We start from the raw sequence: 22,564 nt of genomic DNA, 5'->3' as shown, positions 1-22,564 counted from the left end.
TTCGCTGCGTGGTCGCCTAGGCGCCGGCCTCCCGACCAACAGATCCAAACCTTGTCTTGCAATAGTCCAGATGTGGGGGTCCTCTTGAAGAGGACGGAGGGGAAGATGACCGTAGTACCGGTCGTGGACGAAGGACTCGGCAACTCGTCGTACCTCGTCGATCTCGGTGACGGGCGGGCGCTGGTGGTGGACGCCGGCCTCGACCTGCGCGCCGTCGGCGCCGCGGCCGAGCGTCGCCGGCTGACCGTGGCGTTCGCGGCGGACACGCACCTGCATGCGGATTTCCTGTCCGGTGCGCGTCAGTTCGCCGTGAGCGACGGCGCCGAGGTGCTCGCCTCCGCGGCCGGCCGCCGTACGTTCGGGCATCGCGGTCTGCGCGACGGCGACGAGGTCGACCTCGGCGGCCTGCGTCTGCGGGCTCTCGGTACGCCGGGCCATACGGACGAACACCTCTCCTTCCTGCTGCTCGACGGCGAACGTCCGGTCGGGGTCTTCACCGGCGGCTCGCTGATCGTCGGCGCCGCGGCCCGGACCGACCTCGTCTCCCCCGACCGGACCGAGGCGCTCGCCCGCGCGCAGTACGCCTCGCTGCGACGCCTCGTCGAGCTGCCCGACGACGTCGCGGTGTGGCCGACCCATGGAGCGGGTTCGTTCTGCTCGGCGCCGCCCGGCGCGGACCGGGTCAGCACGATCGGCCGCGAGCGGGCGACGAATCCGTTGCTGCAGGTCGACGGCGAGGACGAGTTCGTGGCGGCGTTGCTCGGGTCGCTGGGCAGTTTCCCGCCGTACTTCCTCCGGCTCGCGGAGCGCAACCGGCGAGGCCCGTTGCTCGACCGGACTCCTGCTCTGCAGCCGCTCGCGATCGGCAAGGTACGGGCGTTGCTCGCCGAAGGGGCCGAACTGGTCGACGTACGACCGATGCGCGACTTCGCCACGGGCCATGTGCCGGGCGCGTTGTCGATCCCGTTGCGGCCGGGTTTCGCCACCTGGCTGGGTTGGCTCGCACCGGACGACCGGCCGCTGATCGTTGTCCGGGGCACCGATCAGGATGCCGACGAGATCGCCTGGCAGGCGGCCAAGATCGGCTGTCGGCCGGCCGGAGAGGTCGGCATCGACCAGTGGGACGGGCCGCTGACCCGCACCCGGCTGGTCGCCGCGCACCAGGTGGACGGCGCGGTTCTCGACGTACGGCAGGAGTCCGAATTCGCCGCCGGGCACCTGCCCGGCGCGCAGCACGTCGAACTCGGCGCCGTCCCCCAGCGAGCCGACGAGGTACGAAGTGAGCCGCTGGTCGTCATGTGCGGACACGGCGAACGCGCGATGAGCGCGGCGAGTGTGCTCGAACGCGCCGGGCACCGAGACCTCGCCGTACTCACAGGTGGCGCCGACGACTGGGCCGCCGCGACCGGACGTGAACTGGTGACGTGATGCGGCTCGGGATCCGTGCGAACCTCGCGCAGTTCAGCCTGCTCGTCGCGGTCAACGCGCTCGTCGGCGGCATGCTCGGCCAGGAACGCACCGTGCTGCCGCTGCTCGCCGGCGAAACCTTCCACCTGACCGGCTACACCTTCCTGCTCACCTATGTCCTGGCCTTCGGACTGACGAAGGCCGCGACGAACTACTTCGCCGGCACCTGGTCCGACCGGTTCGGCCGCAAACCCGTTCTGGTCGCCGGCTGGCTGATCGCGGTTCCCGTTCCGCTGCTGCTGATCTGGGCGCCGTCGTGGGGATGGGTGATCGTCGCCAACATCCTGCTCGGCATGAGCCAGGGACTCACCTGGTCGACGACCGTGATCATGAAGATCGACCTGGCCGGACCCGAACGGCGCGGGCTCGCGATGGGGCTGAACGAGGCGGCCGGGTATGTCGCCGTCGCGGTGACCGCGCTCGCGACGGGCTACCTCGCGGCCCGGCACGGGCTCCGGCCGGCGCCGTTCCTGCTCGGACTCTCGTACGCCGCCCTCGGCCTCGGGCTGTCCGCGCTCGCCGTACGGGAGACCCGCGACCACGCGCAGCTCGAGGCCGCGGGTCACCACAGTCGCGGCGAACTGACCGATCGGGAGGTGTTCACGCGGACGACTCTGACGGAGCCCGCGCTGTCGTCGGCCAGTCAGGCGGGAATGGTCAACAACCTCAACGACGGGCTCGCCTGGGGCCTGTTCCCGATCCTGTTCGCCACCGCGGGACTGTCCGTGGCGCGGATCGGGATCCTCGCCGCCCTGTACCCCGCGGTCTGGGGCCTCGGGCAACTTGTCACCGGTCCGCTGTCGGACCGCCGGGGCCGCAAGCCGATGATCACGGGCGGCATGCTCGTCCAGGCCGTGGCACTGGCCGTGATCGCGGCGGTCAGCTCCTTCGCGCTCTGGGCAACCGCCGCCGTACTGCTCGGCATCGGCACCGCGATGGTCTATCCGACCCTGCTCGCCAGTATCGGCGACGTCGCGCATCCGGCCTGGAGAGCACGAGCCGTCGGCGTCTACCGGCTGTGGCGTGACGGCGGCTTCGCGATCGGCGCCGTCCTGGCCGGCGTGATCGCCGACCTCTGGGGCGTGCGCGCTGCCGTGGGGGTGGTGGCGGCCGTCACCGCGCTCTCGGGTCTTGTCGTCGCGCTGCGCATGTACGAGACCCACCCTCGTCGTACCAGCGATCTGCCAAGGGGGAAGCGATGATCTACCTGGACCACAACGCGACCACACCGATCGACCCGGCCGTCACCGCGGCGCTGCTTCCCTATCTCGGCGACAGCTTCGGCAATCCGTCCAGCGAGCACTCGTACGGCGCCGAGCCCCGGGCCGCACTGGATCTGGCCCGGCGTGAGCTCGCCGCTCTGCTCGGTGCGGGCGACGGCCACGTCATCTTCACGGGCTCGGGATCGGAGGCCGACAACCTCGCGATCCGCGGCACCGTCCTCGCCGCGGACACCGCCCGGCCGCACGTCGTCACGCAGGTGACCGAGCATCCCGCGGTCCTCCGATCCTGCCAGGCGCTCGAGCGGTGGCACGGCGTCGAGGTCACGTATCTGCCGGTCGACAGCTTCGGCCTGGTCGACCCGGGCGACCTCGAGGCCGCGATCACGTCACGGACCGTACTGGTCTCGATCATGGCGGCCAACAACGAAACCGGGGCACTGCAACCGCTCGCGGACCTGGTTCCGGCGGCACATGACCGGGGCGTGATCTTCCACTCGGACGCGGCGCAGATCCTCGGCAAGCTGCCGTTCGATGTCGATGCCTTGGGCATCGACCTGGTGACGGTCGCGGGTCACAAGATGTACGCCACCAAGGGCGTCGGCGCGCTCTTCGTGCGGGCCGGCGTACAGCTGGAGCCGTTGGTGTACGGCGGCGGGCAGGAGTACGGCGTACGCGCGGGGACCGAGAACGTCGCCCTCGCCGTCGGACTCGGAGTCGCCGCCCGGCTGGCGTCGGAGCATCTCAACGACCGCCACCGGATCCAGAAACTGCGCGACACATTGCAGGATGAGCTGACCGCCGAGCTCCCCGGGCGCGTGCACGTCAACGGCCCGCTGGCGCTCCGGCTGCCGAACACGCTCAACCTCAGCATCGACGGCACGATCGGTGCCGACGTACTCCGCAATGCGCCCGGCATCGCCGCCTCCACCGGATCGGCCTGCCACAGCGGCGACCCGGAGCCGTCACCCGTCCTCACCGCGATGGGCCTCGACCGCGACCGGGCCCTCGGTGCGATCCGGCTGTCCCTCGGCCGCTCGACGACAGCCGAGGAGATCGGCGCGGCGATCGGCCAACTCGCGGCGGCTGCGCGGATCGTCTGATGGCGATCGACGAGCGGGTGACGCAGGTCCAGGCCGGGCTTCCGCGCCTTACTCCGGCGCAGGCCTTCGAGGCGGTGCGGCGCGGTACGGCGTACATCGTGGACACGCGGCCCGAGTACCAGCGCCGCGCGGCCGGTGAGGTGCCCGGGGCGATCGTGATCGAGCGGAACCACCTCGAGTGGCGGCTCGATCCGGCGAGCGCGTCGCGGATCCCCGAAGCCGTGTCGTCCGGCATCCGGTGGATCGTGCTCTGCGAAGGTGGCTACTCGTCGAGCCTCGCCGCCGAGTCGCTGCGGGAACTCGGCTTGCTCCGCAGTACCGACGTCGCCGGCGGGTTCCAGGCGTGGCAGGCAGCCGGCTTGCCCGTCGTACACCCGGCGACGCCGACCCGGCCGCGCAGCGCCGGATCAGCCTGGTGACCCTTCGATCGGCTTTTGCAGCCGAACGCGTTCGAAGTAGCCGGCCCACAGCCGCCGACGCTCGACCAGCGTGAAGCCGACCCGCTCGCCGAGCGTCGCCGGCCGACCGTGCCGCCAGCGCTTCTCGAAGTGATCGAGCAACACCAGCTCGCCTCCCGGCCGGATCACACGGTAGACCTCGGCCATGGTTGCCGCCCGGTCGTCCACGTCGCAGATGGCCAGGGTGCAGACTACGGCGTCGAACGAATCCCCGTCGAAGGGCAGCCGCTGACCGTCGGCAACAGCCACGCGAACTGCTCGGCCGAGCGCATGCAGCCGCTCCCCCGCGACCTCGACACGCTCGCGGTCGATGTCCACCGCAACCACTTCGACGTCGCCCGGATACCACCGAAGGTTCAGCCCGCTGCCAACCGCCAACTCCAGCGTCCGCCCGCTTGCCCGGCGGCACACCCATTCCCGGCTGTTCCCAATCAACACCCACTCACAGCCATACCCAGCGCCGTACCCCGAACTACGGTCCAGTCGACGGCGTCGAGCACAGTCGGATCGATTTGTGCGCAGCATCCGAAACACCTACCGCCGAGCCTACGCCCAGCTCCCGGCTTTCCCCCGGCCCAGCCAGTGACCGTGCACCATCGCCAGCGCGCGGGCGGCTCGGACAACCCGCACCACACACAGCGCGTGCGTCAGTTCAGGCGTGGTCGCAGGTGCACGGGCCGTCTCCGCAGCGTGTCGAGGCGGGGCGAGTGGCACTGAGTGAGAGGAGCGACCGGCCGGCTGCCACCACGACGGGCTCCGGAGCCCGGACGACCCTCGCCGCCTGCGCCGCACGAAGCGCCCGGTGAGTGGGCAGACGCTTCTTCCGGCCAGCACGAATACCGTTGCCGATCACCAGCACCTCGGCGAGCTCGTGCGACGCGACCACCGCCGCCAGCCCCAGTACACCGGTCGCGGCCAGCGGCACCAGCGCAACCAGAATCCCGCCGGACAGCACCAGATTCTGAGTGAAGATCCGCCGCGCCGCGCGGGCATGCGCGATCGCATCCGGCAGCCGGCGCAGATCCTCACCCATCAAAGCCACGTCAGCAGCCTCGATCGCCACGTCGCTGCCCATCGCCCCCATCGCGATCCCGGCATCCGCGGTCGCCAGCGCCGGCGCGTCGTTGATGCCGTCACCCACCATCGCCACCGGACCACGCGTCTTCAACTCGGTCACGATGCGCGCCTTGTCCTCCGGCCGCAGCTCAGCACGCACGTCCTCGATCCCAGCCAGCGCGCCGATCGCGACCGACGTACGAGCGTTGTCGCCAGTCAGCATCACCACGTCAACGCCCTGACTGCGCAGCATCGCGACCGCCTCGGCAGCCTCGGGCCGGATCTCGTCACGAACCGCAACCGCGCCGAGCAGTACGCCGTCGTACTCGACCAGCACCACAGTCGCCCCAGCATCCTGCAGCCGCCCGATGTCGGCGACCAACGCACCAGCCGCGATGAACCCAGGCTTCCCCAACCGCGCCCGACGCCCAGCGACCGTACCCTGAAGCCCGTGGCCCGGCACTGCCTCGACATCATTTCCCGGCGTCACCGCGTCGGTGGCCGCCAGAACCGCGGCACCCAGCGGATGCTCGCTCCGCGCTTCCAAAGCGGCCGCCACAGACAACACCCTCGACCGATCCTCGCCGGACACAGCCACGACCTCAATCACTGTCGGCTCGTTGCGAGTCAGAGTCCCGGTCTTGTCAAGCGCGACCACGCGGATCGCGCCAAGCGCCTCGACCGCAGCTCCACCCTTGAGCAGTACGCCGGCCTTCGACGCAGCCCCGATCGCCGCCACGACCGCGACCGGCACCGACAGCGCGAACGCACACGGCGCCGCCGCCACCAAAACCACCAGCGACCGCTCGATCCACACACCCGGATCACCCAGAAGACTCCCCAAACCGGCAACCACAGCGGCCAGCACCAGAACACCGGGCACCAGCGGCCTGGCGAACCTCTCAGCCAGCCGCTGACTCGCACCCTTACGTTCCTGAGCCTCATGCACGGTGTGGACCAGCCGTGCCAGCGAGTTGTCCTCCGCCGTGGCCGTGACCGTCACCTCGAGTACGCCGGCGCCATTAACCGTCCCGGCGAACACCTCCGCGCCGACTCCGACCTCCACCGGCACCGACTCACCGGTGACCACCGACGTATCCAGCGAACTCCGCCCGGACGACACCACGCCGTCCGTCGCGATCCGCTCCCCCGGCCTCACCACAAGCACATCCCCGAGCCGCAACTCCGCCGGCCCAACCACCACTTCAACGCCGCCACGCACGACGGTCGTCGACGGCGGCACCAGACTCAGCAACGCACGCAATCCGTGCTGCGTCCGCGCAACGGCGTACCCTTCAAGGCCCTCGGCGATCGAGAACAGCACCGCCAGCATCGCCGCCTCGCCATAATTGCCCAAGGCAACCGCACCGACCGCGGCGAGTGTCATCAACAGACCGACGCCGATCCGCCCACGCAGCAAACCACGAACCGTCTCCGGCACGAACGCCGTCGCACCGGCAACCAGCGCCGCAAGCTCGAGAAGCCGCGCCACGTCGGACGGTACGAAGACCGCGGCCAGGAGCAGCACCGCGGCCACCGCCGCCACCTGCAGCTCACGCACCTGCCAGATCGCGGCCGGCGGCGCACCCTCCCCCTCCGGCAGCACCTGCCCGTCGGTCGCGCAGCAAGCGTCAGCCACCTGAGACCTCGTCCACGCAGTCGTAGTCCTCAGGCCCGCAGACCTCCCCCGCCGCACCCTGATGGTCGACGAGCAGAATCAGTGCGGCCAGATCCGCCAACGCATGGGCAAGCTTCGGATCGGCCAACTCGTACCGCACCCGCCGCCCGACCTGGACTGTCCGCACCAGTCCACAGCCCCGCAGACAAGCGAGATGGTTCGACACGTTCCCCCGAGTCATCCCCAACTGATCAGCCAGATCCGAAGGGAACCCGGGCTCGTTCAGCAGCGCCAGCAGCAACCGCCGCCGATTCTCATCCGCCAACGCGACCCCGACACGAGCCAACGCCCCCGCATCCACCGCAACCGCAAGCCCGTCACTCATACGCGAGACGATACAGTCGATCCTGAATTAAGCCAAGACTGTATCAAGCTGCTCAGCACGAGCAGCGGAGGCGCCCCAGGTTCACTACCCCGAGGCGCCTCCGCTGGTCGTTCCAGGCGGTCAACTGCAGACCAACCGGTCGTTCACCGGCCCTGGAGTACGTCGAACAGGTGCGTGTGATCGTTCGTGCCGAGAACCGCCTCGGCACCCGGTCCGTTGGCCCAGACCGGCACGACGGCGCCGGTGTGCTGCTGGCTCGGGCCGCTCGCGACCGGCGCCTTGCCGTCGCCGCCGAACCCCGCCGTACCGTAGGTCAGCGTCAGCGTCTGCCCGTCCTTGGTCGTCAGGTTGGTCGAGTAACCGGTCGGCAGGCCGGTGCCGGAAGCGTCCTCGCCGACGATCTGGCTCGTGTGGGAGTGGTCCGCGGTGACGACGACCAGCGTGTCCGGGTGCATCTTCTGGTAGTCGAGCGCGACACCGATCGCCTTGTCGAAGTTGACCGTCTCACCGATCTGGCCGCAGGCGTTCGTGGCGTGGTCCTGCTTGTCGATCGAGGCGCCCTCGACCTGCAGGAAGAAGCCCTTCTTGTTCTCCAGCAGGCTGATCGCCTTCGAGGTCATGTCCGCGAGGCTCGGCTCGCTCGCCGGGCGCTGGTTCTCCTGGCAGGACTGCGCCGCACCGCCCTTGCCGAGCGCGGCGGCCGGGCCGCTCCACTCCAGCGACATGTTGCTCTTGTTGAACAGGCCCAGCACCGGCTTGCCGGCCTTCACCGACTTCAGTCCGGCCGCGTCGGTGACGTACTGGACGCCGTTCGCCTTGGCCTGGTCGACCACGGTCTTACCGGCGTACGGGCCGCCGGTGATCTGCTGCTCGAACCGGCCACGGCCACCGCCGAGCAGTACGTCGACCTTGTGATCGACCTCCTGCTCCGCGATCGACCCGAGGCCACCGGCCGCCTTGGTCTCCTTCGGGCAAGCCGCCATGTCGGCCGGGCCCTGGCAACCGCGCAGCGACATGTGCGAGGCCAGCACGGCGGGAGTCGCGTCGGTGATCTCGGCGGTGGAGACGTCACCGACCTTCAGGCCGCGCTTCTGCGCCAGCTCCAGCACCGTCTCGTAGTTCGTGCCCGGCACGTTCTCGGCGCTGCTCGGGCCCTGCGAGATCCGCTCGTCGATCGTCTTCCTGCCGGTCGCCCAGCTCGACCCGGTGGAGGCCGAGTCCGGGTCGTAGTCCGGCAGGTACGGCGCCTTGACGCCAGGCTTCACCGACCATGTCGTGTCGAAGCCGGTGTAGCGCGCGCGGTCGACGTTCAGCTTGTTCCGAACACCCTGGTAGTACCGCGCCGCGGTGATCTCCTGCGTCCCCATGCCGTCGCCGAGGAAGAAGATCACGTTCTTCGGCCCGCGCTGCGGCTGCGGGTTGTGCTTGCCGGCGTCACCGGCCTGAGCAGAGTCGAACGCGCCGCTGGCGGCGGCCGAGGCCATCCCCGCCGCGGCAATCACCGTGGCAGCGGCGAACGCAGCCACAAAAGCCTTTTTCCTGATCATTACGGGCTCTTCCGATCGGACGAAACATCGGGACCGTATGCAGTCGTCCCATCCGCCAGGTGGCCGTCAAGCGACCACCAGGTGACATGCGCGCCGCCCGGAGGCTCTCTCACTAGGCTGACGGCATGAGCCTCGACATCCCTGATCAGGTCCGCAAAACGGTCGTGGCCGACGGGAACGACTCTTGGCTTGACGAGGTGCCCGGCCTGGTCGACTCGCTGGCTCAGGAGTGGTCTCTGGTGATCGGCTCCAGCTTCGGGGGCGGTCACGCCGCGCTGGCCGTCGAGGTGACGCTCGCTGACGGAAACCCCGCGGTCCTCAAGATCGGCGTACCAGGTCGGGACATCAGGCACGAGGCCACCGCGTTGCGCCTCGCAGACGGGGTGGGATGCGCCAAGCTGCTGCGCGAGGACCTGGGTCGACAAGCCCTTCTGCTGGAGCGCCTCGGTGCTCCGATGTACGACGTCGTGGCCGACCCCACAAGCCGCCACAACCTGCTGTGCGACGTGGCGGTTCGCCTGTGGCGTCCGATCGCTCCCGACATCGACCTTCCCACCGGCGCGACCTTGGCCGAGCAGTACGCCGACCGACTGCCCAAACTGTGGGAGCAGGCGGGACGACCCTGTTCACCGGCCACCGTGAAAGACGCCCTGAACTGCATGAACCGCCGTCACGCCGCCCACGACGACCGGACCGCAGTCCTCGTCCACGGAGACATCCACGAGATGAACGCCCTCCAGGCGAGCGACCGCACCTACAAACTCATCGATCCAGCCGGCCTACGAGCCGAACCGGCCTGCGACCTCGGCACCATCGTCCGCTGCAACCCAAACCTCGGCGACGACCTCCGATCCCGGACCGAGCGCCTCGCCTCCCGCACAGGCGTGGACGCCACCGCCATCTGGGAATGGGGCACCATCCACCGAGTCATCAGCGGCCTCTACGCCCACACCATCGACTTCCAGCCCTTCGCCCACCTCCTACTCGCCGAAGCAGACCGCCTCACCGCGTAGCCACCGGCTCCCGCAGTAACCCGAAGACTGCCTGCTGGAAACCTTCCTTGGAAGCGGACAGAGTCACCCGACCCGAGCCGTTCTGGACACAACGCGTCCGCGGCGGCGCTGTGCTCCCCGGCCGAAGCCGTTCAGCGAGCTCTCACCAGCGCATGCTTCAGGAGAGACATGGCCACCAGCCGACGCAGCCGTTCACGCTTGCTGTTGGGCGCGAACGGATTCGCGGTCGGGGCTGGTCGCCAGGGTCGCCGACGGTGCGGTGCGGGGCCAGGTCCAGGCGTACCGCAGGATGAGGGCGAGAAGGATCAATTCCAGGACGATTCCAAGGCCGTAGAAGTACAGCCAGGACTCGCCCACCGCGTTGAATGCCGTGACGGGGACGTAGAGCGAAGCCACGATGAGGTTCGTGATGCGGTTCGCCCTGGCGGGCAGTGTCATCGACAGCACGACCATGAGGATCGGGAGGGCCACGAGAGTCAGCGCCGTGGCCGAAAAGGTCTGGGAGAGGTCGAACTCGAAGACCCTGCCGTCGAGGATGTCTTTGATGACGCCGGGCGTGAAGAAGTTGAGAATGTCCACGTAGGCGTAGAGGAACATGAAGCTTGTCCACGCTGCGGCGAGCTTGGCTCTCACTGAGATCGGCTGGTCTTCCAGTGTGGCGGTGGCGGGTTGACGTGTTCTCATCGAGTGCTCCGTTCGTGGTGAGGATCGGTAGGTCCACGATCGCCCGGCCCGGCGGCGGGCGCCTCGGCCTGGAGGCTGGGGTTCGCCTGGCCGATGGCATGGTCTCTGTCTAGTTCTTTCGGCGGGTACGCCAAGGCGCGCCCGATCCCTAGGCTGGAGCCGTGGTTACTATCCGGCGCTCCATCTGGCATGAGCCGCGGCTTGCTGACGCCCCACCCGTCGGTCGGCTCGACTGGCTGCTGGTGGGCGCGTGTTCGCGGTCGCTGTCTTGGTCGAGGGCATCGCTCGGCCGGGCTTGGCCTGGCGACCCCTTGTGACGGTGCTCGCCTTGGCGCTGATGCCTGCCCTGCTCTGGCGGCGGAGCCGCCCCCTGGTGACTGCCCTGGTCGGGGTGGGGGCATCGCCGGGCTGCTCTCGGTCCTCCAGTTGACTGCGCACGCCGGGGACCTGGGCCCTCGACTCCATGACGGCCGTCCTGATCCTGCTCTACTCCCTGGTGCGTTGGGGCTCGGGCCGGGAGATCGTCTTGGGGACGGCATTCGTGACAGTTGTCGTCGTGCTGGGGATGTACGCCTCTTCCGCGGGCTGGTCCGAGATTTTCGGCGGGAGCGTCCTCTTGCTGTTGATCGTCGCCCTCGCGGTGGTGTTCCGCTACCGCGCGGACCTCTGGCATCGCCGACAGCGCGAGATCCGCAATCAGGAGCGGGTGGCGCTGGCGCGCGAGCTGCACGACACCGTGGCCCACCATGTCTCGGCCATCGCGGCGCAGGCGCAGGCCGGCGGCGTGGTCGCGGGCATTCAGCCGGAGAAGGCTGCCGAGATCCTGGCCGCGATCGAGTGTGAAACGTCGCGAACCCTCGTGGAGATGAGATCCATGGTGCGGGTGCTGCGTGAGGAGGAAGGCGTCGCCTACGCACCGCTGCTGGGTGTCGCGGACCTGCCTGCTCTGGCCCGCGCGGACGCGACGCCCACCGTCGAGGTCTCGCTGGACGGTTCGTTGCCCCGGCTCGCGCGACCCGTAGACGCCGCGCTTTATCGGCTCGCGCAGGAGTCGCTGACCAACGCCGTACGGCACGTCCGGAGCGCGACCCGTGTCGGGATCGACGTACGCCGGGAAGGCGACGCAGTCAGGCTGCGTGTCAGCGACGACGGACAGACCGAGCCGGGGCCCGGGTTCGGCCTGCCTGCTGGGCATGGCCGAACGCGCCCAGCTCCTCGGCGGATCGCTCTCCGCGGGCCGGGACCCGGGGGTGGCTGGGTGGTCGAGGCCGTGCTGCCGGTGGAGGCGTTGGGATGAGCATCCGTGTTGTCGTAGCCGACGACCAGGACTTGGTGCGTACTGGGTTGGTGATGATCCTCGGCATGCAACCCGACCTCGAGGTCGTGGGGAAGCAGCAGACGGGCTCGCGGCGCTCGACATGGCGAGCCGGCTGCGTCCCGATGTCCTCCTCGTCGACATCCGACCGCCCGGGCTCGACGGCGTCGAGGTGACCCGGCTCCTGGCGACCTTCGCCGACCGGGCGCCCGTGGTACCGGTCCCGCCCATCGACCCGCTCACCGAACGCGAGGAGGAGGTCCTCGCGCTGGTGGCACGCGGCCGGACCAACGCCGAGATCGCCACCGAGCTCTTCGTCGGCCTGAGCACGGTCAAGTCCCACGTCGCATCGTTGATGACCAAACTCGGCGCACGCAACCGCGTGGAAATCGCAATGTGGGCCCACGACACCAGAGGCGTGAGAGCAAATTAGTAGATACAGCTCGCAGCGTAGGCGCCTGCGGTTCATGAGTGCGACCGGGTCGTCCACGCGTGCAACAACGGCGCCCACCAACCCTTCGGGCCCGGTACGGGTTGAATGGAGATGCCCAGGAGCCCCCGCGCCCACAATATGTACAAGCGTTCGCTCGCTGTGGGTTCTCCGCGATCGGCCGCCGTGTGAGATTCAACGGCTCCAGGCAGTCTTGCAGGCCCCGTGGTTGTCGTCGCACAGTCTCGGGTCTGGCGTGCGAGCCGCTGGAGTGGGACATTGGAGTTGCGCGTCGATAAGGGCGCGGTGCGTGGGGGGAATCCGATGGACAATTCAACGATCGAACTGCGCTTTGCGCGCGGCGACGCGGGGGCCGACACGATTCAAGCGGCGGTCGATGACATCGTCGCAGAGTTAAAGGACCCATCGAGCGAGGCTTCGACAGCGGTCCAGCAAGCAGGTGTCGACCTGCAGGAAATTGCCGACCTGAAGGTCGATGTCAAGGAAGGCGCGCAGGGTCTCGAGCCTTTTGTCACCCCGATCTTGATCGGCATCACGGTCAGCGTCGGGTCCAAGATCGCGGAGACCTTGTGGAAGGAGGTGATCTGGCCCCGGCTGCGGCGCCGTCTCGGCGTGAACGTCCTGCAGGAGCAGCAGAATGACGGCCCTGAGAGGCTCTCGACATGAGCACGGCGGGCACGTCGCCGTACGTGCTGCTCGAACCGCCACTCTGGCGCAGCCTGCTCGCGCGGGCAGCGATCTTTCGGTCTGCCAGGGCTGCGTTGGCGCGCCTCACGATGGCGACGGAGGGCATGCAGGCCGTGCAACTCGTACTCATCGAGCTCGATCTCGCGGCACGGAAGCTTGCAGACCTGGACTGCGATGACGATACGGCCGTCGAGACCCTTGCGCGCGAATGGCTTGCGGTCATCACTCAGACGATTGACGGGAAGCCCGCCGGACCGGATGAGCGGCAGTTGTTGATCGAGCTACAGACGTTGGTCTCTGCCGCCAGCGTCGATGACCCATTCGGCGAGCTGTTCGAAGCCGTTCAAGCGCAGGCTGAAGCGTTGTATGGCGCTGGCTGGAGGCGGTCGCGATTGTCGGTGGCCCACATGCTCAGTCATCCGCGAAATGCGGACCTGGCCGCCGATCCCTACGCCGTGACAGCAATGACCCCTTGGCCCCCCGACGCCCAGTCGGCCGAGGTCGAACTCCGGATCTTCTGCGACAAGTTCGGGCCCGCCGCGTATGCGGCCGTGCCCATGGTGCTGACCCACGAATTCGTCTGTCATGTGCCGGCGCACCAGGACAAGGCCAAGAACGACAGCGATTTCGCCGAGGGATTTCTCGACTGGGCGGCCTACTACTTCCTGGACCAGTGGGCGTCCAAAATCGACGCGCAACTTGCTCCCGCCGCGCGTCAACACGCAGAGCGTCTCAAGGCCGTGCTGGAAAGGCGCCCCGAAGCGCCCGAGGTCCATGCACGGGCGATCGGCCATATGGCTGCAAGGTGCTTGATCGCTTGGTTGGAGCGGGATCGCGGCCTGAGCAAGGACGAGAGCATCGCTCGGGTCGCTCGGCTCGCAGTTCAGCTCAACCTGGTCGATAGGCCGCTCGATGTGAAGGACCACTTCGTCGGCCTTCTGAGCTGGCAGGATCCGCCGCCACCGCTCGCGGAAGCCCTGCGGAGCTGGGTGGCGGATCCAACCGAAGCAGAGCGGCTGCTCGAGGTCATGTGAGGTGCCGGATGTCAACGAACGCAGGCATCATGGCGGCCGCGCTCGCCCTACAGGAGTTCACGCTCACGCAACTCGCGGCGTATTGCAGTTCTGAACCCGCTGAGATCTCCGAGGTCATGGAATCCCTCCGGCCGCTCGTCGAGCGATCCGGCGGGAACACCGCCGAGAGCCCGGATGGCGGTCGCAATTCGCAATTCTGGCACGTCGCACAGAGCGATGCTTTGCGTGAACTGTTGGCGGAAGAAAGCTCACGCAGTGGTACGAGCCGAGAGTTGGGAGGGCTCCGATCCCCCGACTCGCTGGCCGGCCTCCGCCTACTACGGGCCGAGGAGACGTTGGTCGACTGTGCGGCCGAGGAGTCGGCCGATGTGCGTCGCGTGATGGCGATAACGGCGAAGAACTACTTACGTCAGTTCGTCGCCGAAGGCGCAGACCGGCTCGACTGGTGGGCACTCGGAGCGGAGGAGGACGAGATCGGCGCGTCGATCTCGAAGGACTGGGTCGGCAAGGCCCCTCGCCTAAGAGTCGACCTTGCCCTGGCCACCCTCACCGAATCCGAAGCCCTGGGGCACAACGTTCCGGGCGACTTCTTGATCGAGACTGCAGCCGAGGTGTGCGAACTCGGCGTCGACATTGATCGGCCTCGTCACCGTACTCTGGCCGAGCGGTTCTTCGATCTTGCAGACCAACTGACTCGGCGACCGTTCGCCGGTGCCTCTCGTATCGAGGCCCCCGAACGGCTGCTCTCAGCAGTCGGCTGGCGTCGAGTTCGCGCCCAGGTCGAGCCCGACGTCGACAAGGCTGCCCAGGAGGCCGTGTCGCTGCTCCGGTGGCTGGTGGAGAAGACCGATGACCTCCTGGCCGGCTCAGGTGACAGCGATCTCTACCGATTCCTCGGGCATCTGCCCGACGGCAGGAACCGGATCGCCGTCTACTCCGACCTGCTCCAGATCGTTCCGAGTCAGTATGACTGGCAGCCGGAGGACGAAGTTGTCCCGGGACTCCTCGTCGAGGGTCTCGCCGACAGCAAGGCTGCTGTCCATCTCGAGCAGTGTGCGAACGTCTTGGAGGCCAGCCTTGCTCAGACACCGTTTCAGAGTGACTCAGCTCTGATCGGGCTCGCAGCCCATGTCTTCCAGGATCTGGCCGCCCGCGGCGCCTTGGTGGACGAGGAGGTACTGCCAAGGTCGAACAGGGCGCGTGTCGATCTCCTGGGCCTGGCCGACGTGCGGGCTCGTACAACGGCGCCGACGGTCGCTCGCCCCAATCAGTCAGGCCCCGCCGACTGGCTCTATCGCGGAGAGATCTGACGTGGCCACCACGTCGACCTCGTGGCTTCAGCGACTCGTCCGGGTCGCCCTTCGAGGCGACCCGTCAAAGGGACTGGACGAGCTCATGGAGATCTTCGGCCAGTCGACACGTGCATCGTCGGTGATTCTGTGGGAAGCCGCCCGAAACAAGGTCGGCAACCCTGCTCCGTCCGTCGTCGCGGTCTGGCCAAGAGACGAGACGTCGATGCTCACGATGCCGAACCGTGCGGACCCCACGACTCTGGCCGCCTTCTCCCATCGGACGCTGGCAATCTCCTCTGCTGACGAGCCGGCCGGCGGCGCATCTCCAAACTCAACCGTCGCCGCACTGCCCATCGACTTCCTCGACGGCAGCGATGGGGTTCTGACTCTCTGCAGCAGCGGTCAGAGTCTCACCGACGCGTTCGACGTCGCCGCTGACCTTCTTGAAGTGTTGCCAGAGCTGCTGAGCGTCGTGCGGGATCGCAAGACACTCGACCTCGTGAATGTCTGTGACGCTCTTCTCCGGGAGGCAGAGTTCGAATCGTCCCATCAGCCGCTGAACCGGGAGCTGCTTCTCAGCTACCTCACCAAAGTGTGTCAGGCGATTGGCGCTTCTCTGAAGTGCGCCGACGTGTCGATCTACCTGCGAGAAGGCGGCGACGCCGCGGACTCTCTCACCCTCGCAGCGACGTCCTCGACAAACCGCAACCGGGATCCAGGCAACTGGCGGCCCACAGGTCTGGTCGGAAAGTCAGTCGAACGCGGCACGCCTGACGTGGCCACCTCGACCGGAGACTTCGGCCTGTCGCCCGGCAGCAGCCTGCCACCCGGCGAGTTGGATAGTAACCGGACACTTATGGTCGCACCGCTGACGACAGGTGAAGATATCTGGGGCGCCATTAGTTGCAGCCTGACCTACGGTCTACCATCTCATTTCACCCAGGCGGACGTGTCACTCCTCGTCCCGATCAGTTCTCAGATCGCACAGCATTGGAGCAACTGGCTGCAGCGGCGAACGATCGCCCTTGAAATCGACTCGTGGCGCCGTCTCGCCGCCGCGATCACAACTCTCAACAAATTGATCGCGGATGAGCTGCGACGGGATCAGCCGCACGATGATCGCGTCGACGCGATGGCCACAAGCATCGTGCAAGACGTGGTTCAGGACTGCGTCGGCGCACGTGTGCTCCGCACGACGGCATCCGGCGGAAGCAGATCTAGACTGACTGTCGCCTTCCACACGCCGCGTCCCGTCGCTCATGAAAGCCTGCTTGCCGGGGCGCCACCCGACGGAACCCCACTCGCAGACGTAGTACACATGTCGAAGTCTCAACGGATCGCAACCGACGCAGAGACGTTGTCGAGCGAGGGGCTGACAGCAGCCGCTCATTGGCTGATCGGAACGCCCATCAGCGTTGGCGACAAGTTCTTCGGGGTGTTGGAAGCCTTCGGGCCTTCGCGAGACGTACCAGCGAACTCTCCGCAGGTTTGCGAGATCGTCGGCGACCAACTCGGTCTCTACCAGCACCTGCAGCAGAGCCTCCAACGGCTCCGCGAGGCACGCCACCGCCTCGAGGTCACCAACAAGGGTCAGGCACAGGCACTGGAGGACCTCGAACATCAGTTGGTCAGTCCACTCCTGGCGGCTACGAGCCGAACGGATCGCGTTCTCCAGGTCGGACGGTTCGACAGCAGGACCGAAGCCCAACTGCGGGCTGTTCGCGGTCTCTGCCGAAGAGCCAGTCGCGTCGCGCTGTCAGCAGGAGTCTTCGCGGCATTGAGCAAAGGCACACACCCCCGGCCGAAGATGGAGACACACAGCGGCGACGACCTGCTGAGGCTCCTGATCGCCGCTGCGGATGACGCGCAGATGCTGAGCAATCCGCGTCGTCGTATCCGCTTCAACGTCGTCCGGGAATCAATCACTGCGCTCGGCCGGCAAGTCGTGAACATCGACAGGGCATTCTTCGAACAGTGCATCGGAAACATACTCGACAACGCCGCGAAATACAGCTACGAGGATACAACGGTCAACATTTACGGTGCCGTTGCACCGAACTCCTTCACCATCCACGTAGTGAACACGGGTATCCCCCTGCAAGATGAAGAGGCAGTTCTTTGCCTTCAGCGCAACTGGCGTGGCACGTTGGCCCGCGCCTCGACCGGCGAGGGGTCCGGAATCGGTCTTTGGATCGTCGACAACCTCATGCGGTCGATGCAGGCGCGCATCGACCTCACCCCGACAGGCGACGGGACAACAGTGCGACTCGTCTTTCCGCTGACTTACTAGACCCAGCGCCGAAGGAGCTGCAGATGCCCGCATACATCGTTGTCGTCGAGGACGACTTCCTGCAAGAGGGTCCGCTTGAGGAGTACCTCGCAGAAACTTTCCCGACCGCGAGGATCGAGACACTCACCACCGAGAGCGCGTTTAGAGAACGCTTCCCAGACTTCCGGCTGAAGAAGCCCGACATTGTCATCATGGACGTGATGCTGAGGTGGGCAGTGCCGAGCCCGAAGATGACACCGCCCCCGCCCGACGTCATCGACGGCGAGTATTTCCGCGCCGGGCTTCGGTGCGCGGAGCTACTGTCAAAGGATGAGGCGTTGAGCAAGGTACCGGTGATCATATACACAATTCTCGAACGTGGTGATCTGGAGAGCAGCGGCGAAAGCCTCCGAGAAATCAGCGCCTACCTACGGAAGAGCGCCGACCTCGAGATGCTCGCACGAAAGATCCGCGATCTCGTTCCTCCCGACCGCCTGGCGAGCTGAGACCGGCAACAGATCGCTTCATCGGCCCGCGCATGCGAGCGCGTGCCGAGGCAGCTCCCACTGCCGCGCAGCGCTCATGCGGCGCAGTTGGAACACTCCGTCCAGGCAGAACCGCGCGTGCCTTTGAATCCAGGATCTTCTTTCGGTTCAGTCGCTGCGGAGGCCATGGCCGTAGCGCGACGGAAGGAACAGTGATCCAGCAACTGTGGAGGCGGGAGGAGCCGAGCGACGGACCGGCTGCGTAGCACGCGGGTCGCTCCGCTCCCCCGGCGAAACGGCCCTCCCGCAGCCGCTCCGCTTTGGCTATTCGAGAGGCCGCCTGTATGGCGGCTGCCGTTCGCCTACCGGATGCGCACGCCTGAGATGGCCCGGGCGATGACCAAGCGCTGGATTTCGCTGGTGCCTTCGAAGATGGTGTAGATCTCTTCCAGCCTGGCAGCAACCTCGACCGAGAGAAGCGTATCTGCCTCCTGACCTGCGGTTTCGCCATTCGTCAATGATCATCGGTGACCAGCGTTTGTCAGCGTCTCACGGAGCAGTGACGGAGCAGGAACTTGCCTGCAGCAACGTTTTTAGCCCACCCGAGGCTGGCACACAGGAGCGAATCCTCAACTCCGGCATCAGGCAGCCAGCAGCGTCAGGTGGCCCGACTCACTAGTCCATCGCAGATCGTGGTTCCGAGCGTCACTCGGCCAAGCCAATCCCATGGAGGACGTCGGAAACACGTAGCCGCCGCGTGACCGCCGGTTTCCTAAACCGCGCGTCACCCGTCCGAGCTGGAGTCCGTGCAGCTCAGCAAAACGACGCGACGACCTCCGGCCCGGTGCAGCAATCGCGAGCAGTGAACCGGGGGGCGTTGACGGCTGTTGACGGCTGCTGACGACGCTGCGTCGCACTCAGGGCCCCCGCTCTCGTTTGCGATCGCGTCGACCAGCGTCACAATTGTGGTTGCCGAAGTCATGCATGACCGAGCGTGGAAATCGAGTTCCAAGGCCCGACGACTTGGTGGCACGTACTCAACACTCTCGCAGCGGTCGGTGCGCGCGCCCAGCCGAGTGCTGGATTCTCTGTCGAGAAACGATAGACAGTGAACGCCGACCCCATCCGAGGCGAGCCGATCTACAGGGGTCCAGCATGAACGTTGGCCTCCTCGTCCACCTCCAAAGGGAAGCCGCAGCGCCGACCCTGTTGCGCGGCGAGTAAAAGAGTCATTCTCGTACTGGAGTGCTCCCTTCGCGAGCGCTGCCAGGTCGATGGAAGGAGGGACGAATGAGCAAGCATGCGGAGAAACTGGAGTTCGATGCTCTCCTGCAGCAAATGCAGGAGGCACCAGACGCCAGTGCCGCTAATCTCCGACTGGCTGGCCTGGATCCATCCGTGATCGATACACTCGTCGTCTACGGCGGCGTTCGGCCAAGCGAGATTGTGGGCCCTGACGGATTGACAACCTTCGGGTACTACGAGTTGTGGAAGCTGGGATTTCAGCTTCCTCGTGACCCAGAGGGTGGACCACGTAAGCCACACCTGCGACCACCACGCTTCGGCCTCAAGCAGGCCCTGGACCGCCTCGACCACTTGAGGCGAGAGCTGAAGACCTGGTGGAATGGACTAGAGTTCCGCACCGATCCTGATGGCGAACCCAGCGTTGTGAAGCTGAAACCGACGTTGTACGCGATCTCGGTATCCAACGGCGCTCCCGCCGGCACCAAGGATGTGTGTGTATGGAGCACAGAGCATTCGGCGACAGGGGGAATCAGCATCTCCATCGGCGCCGCCGCCTTCCGCGTACAACGGACCGTGACGGTCGGAACCACACGGACCTTGCAAGCTGAGCGCGGCACTGGAGCCCACATTTACGTTGAAGCGACCGCAGTCCTGACGCCGACCCGCCTATATATCAACGGCCAACCGACCGAGCGACGTGGATCGAGGATTGATGACCTAAAGATCAGGAAACCGCCACCGATCGCGACTGCGTCGCTCCCCGCATCCCCCGGGCCGGATGAGACTGCCGAACCAATCGGAGTCTTCCCTGCACAAGCAATGCAAGATCCGGAACCTCCGACCTACACCGAGTCGATCACCCGTGGCAAGGAATTCTCGCTTCTGCTGCCCGCGGGAGCGTCAGACAAGTCGTTAGGACTGACGCTGGCGTTCGACGGCGTGGTGTCAGTAGAACACAACCTCACAATGCCGGCTGGCCATAAATTCCTCCTCCAGCCTACGATGGACTGTCCCGGCGCAATACTGACTCCTGCCGACGCTGAGCCCCCCGGATGGGAATAGTTGTTGGCTCGCTAGCGATCAGCGTATGGGATGCAGGGCTCCGACTGGGCTCAACGCCGACACTCGCTTGCTCCGTCCGGAGCGCTCCTGAAGGGGTTGGCTGCCCCCTGAAGTAGCCACCCTCTGCCGCGTGCCATGGTTCGTGCCATGAACTCAAGTCAAATAGGGCTGTCAGAGTCGGCCGGAGGGACGAAGTTCCGAACTCCTGCATCCTGAAGTTGTCTGGCGTGGCAGGTGCCATGGCTCTCATAATCCCTGCCCGGTGTGTTTCTGACGGGAGCTAGAACGGCCATCGACGACCCTTCCATGAGTTGCACCGCGGAAGTTTGCGTGCCACCCCAGGGTTACGTGAGTTGATCGCGACGTACGGCACCCAGAGGCTATCCAACGCACCGCCGCTGACGAGGACCCAATCGACATCAGCGGCGGATATGGATCCGTCTTTGGTGGTGAGCTTTCCGCTCTCCCAGCAACTGACCGTCAGAGCGTAGATGCGTTCCACCAGAGAGGCGATTTCGCGACCCGACTCGGGATCATCAGTCACCGGGTAGTAGTTCAGTTCTTTACCAGCTTCGACATGCCACCTCCAGTCACCCTGTGTATCAACGTCTGCCTCCCAGGTGCGCGACGGCAAGGACTGAAGGCCCACAACGGCGCCGACGATCCCGACTGCGATGATGATCCGCCAGGCGGACCATGGAACGCTACGGTCGTGCACGGCAACTACGACCAAGAGGGCGAGGTAGCTCACCGCGAGAACTAAGGCCACGATCCAGACGTTCGTGGCCAAGGCGACAATGACCGACACTAGACCGACAAGCCCCAGAAACAGGTTGAGCTTGTCGAGGCTGTGAAGTTTGGGCTTCGTCACAACGCGAGGGTAGCTGCCAATTCGCAACTGGCGTGACAAGGCGCCGCGGCGGTGGTCTCTGAACCGCCGCTCTCCACATAGTCGTGGTGACCTCCTCGTCCGACTTGCCCGGAGCCTACCGCCAGCCGGTGCCCGCTTGGTGGAGCTCGCCGTTGGCGGCTTCTCCAGACGGATAGGTAGGTTCCAATGCCAGCCGCAAACTTTGCGCCGACCAGTCGGCGGCTGCGGGACCGCTCCCGGAGGGCAACTGTGGAACGCCGAACATCGGGCCTCTGGGTGCGCACGCTGATGGGCATGTTGCCGGTTTCCCGGCCCGGAGCCACTGGCGCGGGTAGCTGTCGCCGCACAGCGAGGCGTGAGGCCTCGTAGGCAGGCAGGCCCGGACCGACTACACCCGCCTTAGATGCGGGTGCCCGTCAGCCCGTCTAATCCGTTGAAGGGCTTCGAGGCGGTGTTGCTGCGCATCGCGGCGCCGGCGTGCCGCGGCGGCCAGTCGGGTGGCGAACCCAGCCAGCACTGACGTCGTCAGACTGCGGCGTCTGGGCGAGCGGCGCTATCGTGCCGCCATGGCTTCCGGCGTTCTGTTTAGTGAACTGAGTGACAGGACATCTCGGCGGTTGCGGGTGGCCCGGCGGACGTACCGATCGGCTGAGGCCCTGGCAACGGGCGGCGTGTCTGACGCGGATCGGGCGTCAGCGATCGTGCAGTTCGACTTCGCGGTCGAGACCGTGACTCGGGCGCTATTGTTCGATGCCGGGCGGCACCTCAGGTCGAAGGTGGATCCAAAGATCCAGGGATTTCGGCCCCTGCTGGAGGGTGCCGCCGACACGTTTCGGAATGCGGGGTCGGCGAACGATGTCCCCGGCCGCGCGGGCCTGGAGCATGTTCGCAGCCTACGTAACGCCGCACAGCACGAGGCGCGCATTCCCACAGAGATCGAGGTCCACGAGTGTCTTGTCTACGCGCGGGATGCTGCGGTCGAGATCGTTCGCCTCGCATGGGCCGCCGACTTTCTCGCTGCTGAGACGGAGGCCATCCGGTCGGCCATAGTGAAGCGATATCTGAGCGGCGCTAAGGCGGCAGAGGATGCCGGCGACCTCATTGGCGCGATGGGGTGGCTTCGGGCGGCGTTCGAGCATGCGTTCACGCATGGCGGAGAAAACCTCGTCGGTCCACCGATCAAGTCCGACGTGCTCGCGTTTGCGGAGCCTGTCGGTTCCGGCTGAATACTGACCCTCTGGTTCCGGGTGAACTTTGACCCACCTCCGTGACGATCGTGAGGTGTTGAACGTGGAGGACTGG

At 66.6% G+C, this 22,564-nt stretch carries 20 protein-coding genes and 1 pseudogene; 14 read left to right on the top strand and 7 right to left on the bottom strand.

The features are described 5' to 3' along the window. Positions 1-105: 105 nt before the first annotated feature. Genes AB0L64_RS40775 through AB0L64_RS40760 form a run of 4 tightly spaced genes read left to right on the top strand, consistent with a single transcriptional unit; the run spans position 106 to position 4,209 of the window. Positions 106-1,428, top strand: a complete 1,323-nt coding sequence (locus tag AB0L64_RS40775; RefSeq protein ID WP_363718417.1) for an MBL fold metallo-hydrolase — start codon at positions 106-108, stop codon at positions 1,426-1,428. Next, a complete protein-coding gene (locus AB0L64_RS40770) occupies positions 1,428-2,669 on the top strand; it encodes an MFS transporter (protein WP_363718415.1) in 1,242 nt (413 codons plus the stop codon). Before AB0L64_RS40775 ends, AB0L64_RS40770 begins: the two co-directional genes overlap by 1 nt. After that, positions 2,666-3,790 carry a cysteine desulfurase family protein gene (locus AB0L64_RS40765; protein WP_363718413.1) on the top strand — a complete coding sequence of 375 codons (1,125 nt, stop codon included), beginning with the start codon at positions 2,666-2,668 and terminating at the stop codon, positions 3,788-3,790. The genes AB0L64_RS40770 and AB0L64_RS40765 overlap by 4 nt, the downstream gene beginning before the upstream one ends. Next, on the top strand, positions 3,790-4,209 hold the full coding sequence (locus tag AB0L64_RS40760; protein WP_363718411.1) for a rhodanese-like domain-containing protein: 420 nt from the start codon (positions 3,790-3,792) through the stop codon (positions 4,207-4,209). Before AB0L64_RS40765 ends, AB0L64_RS40760 begins: the two co-directional genes overlap by 1 nt. Here AB0L64_RS40760 and AB0L64_RS40755 read toward each other — a convergent pair. From AB0L64_RS40755 to AB0L64_RS40740, 4 genes are all read right to left on the bottom strand, one after another. After that, on the bottom strand, positions 4,198-4,773 hold the full coding sequence (locus tag AB0L64_RS40755) for a class I SAM-dependent methyltransferase (RefSeq protein ID WP_363718409.1): 576 nt from the start codon (positions 4,771-4,773) through the stop codon (positions 4,198-4,200). The two genes, AB0L64_RS40760 and AB0L64_RS40755, sit on opposite strands and share 12 nt — an antisense overlap. A gap of 127 nt (positions 4,774-4,900) precedes the next feature. After that, entirely contained in the window at positions 4,901-6,943 is a 2,043-nt protein-coding gene (locus AB0L64_RS40750; RefSeq protein WP_363718407.1) for a cation-translocating P-type ATPase, read from the bottom strand. Next, on the bottom strand, positions 6,936-7,307 hold the full coding sequence (locus AB0L64_RS40745) for a metalloregulator ArsR/SmtB family transcription factor (RefSeq protein WP_363718405.1): 372 nt from the start codon (positions 7,305-7,307) through the stop codon (positions 6,936-6,938). The genes AB0L64_RS40750 and AB0L64_RS40745 overlap by 8 nt, the downstream gene beginning before the upstream one ends. Before the next feature lie 143 nt (positions 7,308-7,450). Beyond that, positions 7,451-8,854 (bottom strand): alkaline phosphatase, encoded by a 1,404-nt coding sequence (locus AB0L64_RS40740; protein ID WP_363718403.1) that lies wholly within the window; start codon positions 8,852-8,854, stop codon positions 7,451-7,453. A 125-nt stretch (positions 8,855-8,979) separates the two neighbouring features. On the opposite strand from AB0L64_RS40740, the gene AB0L64_RS40735 reads away from it, so the two are divergent. Beyond that, on the top strand, positions 8,980-9,867 hold the full coding sequence (locus tag AB0L64_RS40735) for an aminoglycoside phosphotransferase family protein (protein ID WP_363718400.1): 888 nt from the start codon (positions 8,980-8,982) through the stop codon (positions 9,865-9,867). 192 nt (positions 9,868-10,059) lie between these two features. Here the strand turns inward: AB0L64_RS40735 and AB0L64_RS40730 are convergent, their stop codons facing one another. Beyond that, positions 10,060-10,551 (bottom strand): DUF6326 family protein, encoded by a 492-nt coding sequence (locus tag AB0L64_RS40730; protein ID WP_363718398.1) that lies wholly within the window; start codon positions 10,549-10,551, stop codon positions 10,060-10,062. Between the two features lie 463 nt (positions 10,552-11,014). Between AB0L64_RS40730 and AB0L64_RS40725 the strand changes: the two genes are divergently transcribed. The 7 genes and pseudogenes from AB0L64_RS40725 (at position 11,015) to AB0L64_RS40695 (ending at position 18,105) form a co-directional block, all read left to right on the top strand. After that, positions 11,015-11,848 (top strand): histidine kinase, encoded by an 834-nt coding sequence (locus AB0L64_RS40725; protein ID WP_363718396.1) that lies wholly within the window; start codon positions 11,015-11,017, stop codon positions 11,846-11,848. Continuing rightward, a pseudogene (locus AB0L64_RS40720) lies at positions 11,845-12,299 on the top strand (response regulator transcription factor). Before AB0L64_RS40725 ends, AB0L64_RS40720 begins: the two are co-directional and overlap by 4 nt. Positions 12,300-12,575: 276 nt before the next feature. After that, complete coding sequence (locus tag AB0L64_RS40715) at positions 12,576-12,983, top strand: hypothetical protein (protein WP_363718394.1); 408 nt, start codon at positions 12,576-12,578, stop codon at positions 12,981-12,983. After that, the gene (locus AB0L64_RS40710; protein ID WP_363718392.1) at positions 12,980-14,038 is read left to right on the top strand and encodes a hypothetical protein; all 1,059 of its coding nucleotides are present in this window, start codon (positions 12,980-12,982) and stop codon (positions 14,036-14,038) included. Before AB0L64_RS40715 ends, AB0L64_RS40710 begins: the two co-directional genes overlap by 4 nt. Positions 14,039-14,046: 8 nt before the next feature. After that, entirely contained in the window at positions 14,047-15,348 is a 1,302-nt protein-coding gene (locus AB0L64_RS40705; RefSeq protein ID WP_363718390.1) for a hypothetical protein, read from the top strand. Positions 15,349-15,433: 85 nt separating this feature from the next. Next, complete coding sequence (locus tag AB0L64_RS40700; RefSeq protein WP_363718388.1) at positions 15,434-17,620, top strand: HAMP domain-containing sensor histidine kinase; 2,187 nt, start codon at positions 15,434-15,436, stop codon at positions 17,618-17,620. A 23-nt stretch (positions 17,621-17,643) separates the two neighbouring features. Beyond that, positions 17,644-18,105 carry a hypothetical protein gene (locus tag AB0L64_RS40695; RefSeq protein WP_363718386.1) on the top strand — a complete coding sequence of 154 codons (462 nt, stop codon included), beginning with the start codon at positions 17,644-17,646 and terminating at the stop codon, positions 18,103-18,105. Positions 18,106-18,446: 341 nt separating this feature from the next. Here AB0L64_RS40695 and AB0L64_RS40690 read toward each other — a convergent pair whose 3' ends face one another. Beyond that, positions 18,447-18,602: an acyl-CoA dehydrogenase family protein gene (locus tag AB0L64_RS40690; protein WP_363718384.1), complete on the bottom strand. Its 156-nt coding sequence runs from the start codon at positions 18,600-18,602 to the stop codon at positions 18,447-18,449. 772 nt (positions 18,603-19,374) lie between these two features. Between AB0L64_RS40690 and AB0L64_RS40685 the strand changes: the two genes are divergently transcribed. After that, the gene (locus tag AB0L64_RS40685; RefSeq protein WP_363718382.1) at positions 19,375-20,391 is read left to right on the top strand and encodes a hypothetical protein; all 1,017 of its coding nucleotides are present in this window, start codon (positions 19,375-19,377) and stop codon (positions 20,389-20,391) included. Positions 20,392-20,671: 280 nt separating this feature from the next. Here AB0L64_RS40685 and AB0L64_RS40680 read toward each other — a convergent pair whose 3' ends face one another. Further along, positions 20,672-21,262: a hypothetical protein gene (locus tag AB0L64_RS40680; protein WP_363718380.1), complete on the bottom strand. Its 591-nt coding sequence runs from the start codon at positions 21,260-21,262 to the stop codon at positions 20,672-20,674. Positions 21,263-21,828: 566 nt separating this feature from the next. Here AB0L64_RS40680 and AB0L64_RS40675 point away from each other — a divergent pair. Next, on the top strand, positions 21,829-22,488 hold the full coding sequence (locus tag AB0L64_RS40675; protein ID WP_363718377.1) for a hypothetical protein: 660 nt from the start codon (positions 21,829-21,831) through the stop codon (positions 22,486-22,488). The last annotated feature ends 76 nt before the right edge of the window (positions 22,489-22,564 follow it).

Origin of the sequence: Kribbella sp. NPDC051936 (assembly GCF_040680955.1) — a bacterium.
Classification (GTDB): Bacteria; Actinomycetota; Actinomycetes; order Propionibacteriales; family Kribbellaceae; genus Kribbella.
This window is presented reverse-complemented; position numbering and strand designations above follow the sequence as displayed.

Coding starts and splice junctions, on each gene's coding strand:
- AB0L64_RS40745 (WP_363718405.1), bottom strand. CDS start 7,307: ATGAGTGACGGGCTTGCGGTTGCGGTGGATGCGGGGGCGTTGGCTCGT.
- AB0L64_RS40725 (WP_363718396.1), top strand. CDS start 11,015: ATGACGGCCGTCCTGATCCTGCTCTACTCCCTGGTGCGTTGGGGCTCG.
- AB0L64_RS40710 (WP_363718392.1), top strand. CDS start 12,980: ATGAGCACGGCGGGCACGTCGCCGTACGTGCTGCTCGAACCGCCACTC.
- AB0L64_RS40735 (WP_363718400.1), top strand. CDS start 8,980: ATGAGCCTCGACATCCCTGATCAGGTCCGCAAAACGGTCGTGGCCGAC.
- AB0L64_RS40770 (WP_363718415.1), top strand. CDS start 1,428: ATGCGGCTCGGGATCCGTGCGAACCTCGCGCAGTTCAGCCTGCTCGTC.
- AB0L64_RS40775 (WP_363718417.1), top strand. CDS start 106: ATGACCGTAGTACCGGTCGTGGACGAAGGACTCGGCAACTCGTCGTAC.
- AB0L64_RS40675 (WP_363718377.1), top strand. CDS start 21,829: ATGGCTTCCGGCGTTCTGTTTAGTGAACTGAGTGACAGGACATCTCGG.
- AB0L64_RS40685 (WP_363718382.1), top strand. CDS start 19,375: ATGAGCAAGCATGCGGAGAAACTGGAGTTCGATGCTCTCCTGCAGCAA.
- AB0L64_RS40740 (WP_363718403.1), bottom strand. CDS start 8,854: ATGATCAGGAAAAAGGCTTTTGTGGCTGCGTTCGCCGCTGCCACGGTG.
- AB0L64_RS40700 (WP_363718388.1), top strand. CDS start 15,434: ATGGAGATCTTCGGCCAGTCGACACGTGCATCGTCGGTGATTCTGTGG.
- AB0L64_RS40765 (WP_363718413.1), top strand. CDS start 2,666: ATGATCTACCTGGACCACAACGCGACCACACCGATCGACCCGGCCGTC.
- AB0L64_RS40705 (WP_363718390.1), top strand. CDS start 14,047: ATGTCAACGAACGCAGGCATCATGGCGGCCGCGCTCGCCCTACAGGAG.
- AB0L64_RS40730 (WP_363718398.1), bottom strand. CDS start 10,551: ATGAGAACACGTCAACCCGCCACCGCCACACTGGAAGACCAGCCGATC.
- AB0L64_RS40760 (WP_363718411.1), top strand. CDS start 3,790: ATGGCGATCGACGAGCGGGTGACGCAGGTCCAGGCCGGGCTTCCGCGC.
- AB0L64_RS40695 (WP_363718386.1), top strand. CDS start 17,644: ATGCCCGCATACATCGTTGTCGTCGAGGACGACTTCCTGCAAGAGGGT.
- AB0L64_RS40755 (WP_363718409.1), bottom strand. CDS start 4,773: ATGCTGCGCACAAATCGATCCGACTGTGCTCGACGCCGTCGACTGGAC.